Origin of the sequence: Collinsella aerofaciens (genome assembly GCF_015561195.1) — a bacterium.
Taxonomy (GTDB): domain Bacteria; phylum Actinomycetota; class Coriobacteriia; order Coriobacteriales; family Coriobacteriaceae; genus Collinsella; species Collinsella aerofaciens_AC.
In genome coordinates this window covers 1-1,538 of sequence record NZ_JADMSU010000025.1, presented here as the reverse complement: position 1 = coordinate 1,538, position 1,538 = coordinate 1, and the positions used below count along the sequence as shown (strand labels likewise).

The following is a 1,538-nucleotide window of genomic DNA, read 5'->3' as shown; positions in this document are numbered from 1 at the left end:
AGGCTCTGTTAGACCAGGATTGACATTCCGCCCCGTCATCTTCTTGCGATTGCACAATGGTCGCCCCTTGTCGAATCTGAATCCGGCAAGGAGCGATGCGCCCGAGACCGGACGAGTTGCTCGCCTGGCCCTGCCGTTTCATGCCGACCTGCCGGCTAACTCGCCGTCTCCTCGTCGGGCGCCGGCGTCTTGACCCTCATCTCGAACGGCATCCCGCCCTCTCGGACGAGCGCCCTGAGGAACGCGTTGACGGCGGTGGACATGGACAGGCCGAGCTCGTCCAGGATGGCCGTGGCCTCCCTCTTGACCTCCGGGTCGATGCGGATCGTCGTGGCCGGTATGTTCGACGGCATGGCCTCACCCCTCCTCGTGTATCGCGGTGCGACCATTCTACCGCCTCTATGCGGCGGGCGCGGCCCAGTAGTCCATGTAGGGCGGCTCCACGTTGAACATGTCGCGGACGCGGCTCCTGCAGACGCCGTGCGCGAGCTGCCGCGCGACCGTGCGCCCGGCCGCGCCGGAATCGGTCGCCATGAAGGTCCGGCACCACCTGAACCAGGCGAGGTAGGCGTCGAGGTGCTTCGTCGACACGCCCCTGAACGGCTCCATGAAGGCGCCGAGGAGCGAGTGGACGGTGTTGACCCGGTTGATGGTCCCCCCGGAGCGGTCCTTGGGGTCGTAGGCCGCGTGCGCGGCGACCTCGAGCTCGGCGAGGACGCCGACGTAGGCGGCCGCCCTGTCGGTCGCGACGACCGAGCCGGCCGCGATGCGGCCCCTCAGCGCGTCCATGGCGCGCTCCCTCGAAAGGGCGCCCCGCCCCGTGACCTCGAGGAACGTCTCGTTCGAGTCGTTCACTCCGGTCATGACGCAGATCCGCTCGCGCGACAGCCCGCGTCTGTGCACCTGCTTGCCGCGGTGCCGGGAGGGGCGCGGCATCGTGAACGACCCCTTCGCGTGGTTGCCCTTGAACGACTCGGGGAAATAGGTCTCGTCGAGCTCGCAGCCGCAGCCCCGCTCGACCCTGAACGAGGGGGAGTAGGCCGAGAGGCACTCGATCAGCCTGTGGCGCATGGTGTAGGCGGTCTTGAGGCAGACGCGGCAGCGCCTCGCGCATTCGCGCAGGGGCAGCATGAGCACGAAGCACTCGGCGTAGGCCATCCAGGTCTCCTTCGGGAGCTTGCTCGTCCCCAGGATGCGCTCGCTGCCCATGCCGAAGGTCCTGCCGCAGCCCCGGCAGAGGTAGCGCTGCTCGCCGTTCTTCGATTTGCCCTTCTTCACGACCGCGGCGGACCCGCAGCGCGGGCAGCGTTCGATTTCGTAGGCGGAGCCGGCCGCGTCGTCGAACGCCGCCGCGCGGATCACGTCCCTGACGGACTCGATAGCGCGGCGGCGCTCGGTCTTGCTGAGGTTCGCCATGCCCTTCTTGAAGTTGAGGACCAGGTCTTCGGCGTTCATGCTGCCCCCATCATCGCGGTCTATGGGGTCAACGATATGGCACCGTGGGGACACATGTATGTCAATCCTGGTCTAACAGAGCC

The 1,538-nt window shown here is 67.5% G+C and carries 2 protein-coding genes; both read right to left on the bottom strand.

Translation table 11 applies throughout. From position 1 onward, the window contains the following. Positions 1-155: 155 nt before the first annotated feature. Complete coding sequence (locus tag I2H81_RS10320; protein WP_117744010.1) at positions 156-353, bottom strand: type II toxin-antitoxin system RelB/DinJ family antitoxin; 198 nt, start codon at positions 351-353, stop codon at positions 156-158. Positions 354-399: 46 nt separating this feature from the next. Next, complete coding sequence (locus tag I2H81_RS10315) at positions 400-1,455, bottom strand: IS1595 family transposase (protein WP_199407179.1); 1,056 nt, start codon at positions 1,453-1,455, stop codon at positions 400-402. Positions 1,456-1,538 lie beyond the last annotated feature (83 nt).

Coding starts and splice junctions, on each gene's coding strand:
- I2H81_RS10320 (WP_117744010.1), bottom strand. CDS start 353: ATGCCGTCGAACATACCGGCCACGACGATCCGCATCGACCCGGAGGTC.
- I2H81_RS10315 (WP_199407179.1), bottom strand. CDS start 1,455: ATGAACGCCGAAGACCTGGTCCTCAACTTCAAGAAGGGCATGGCGAAC.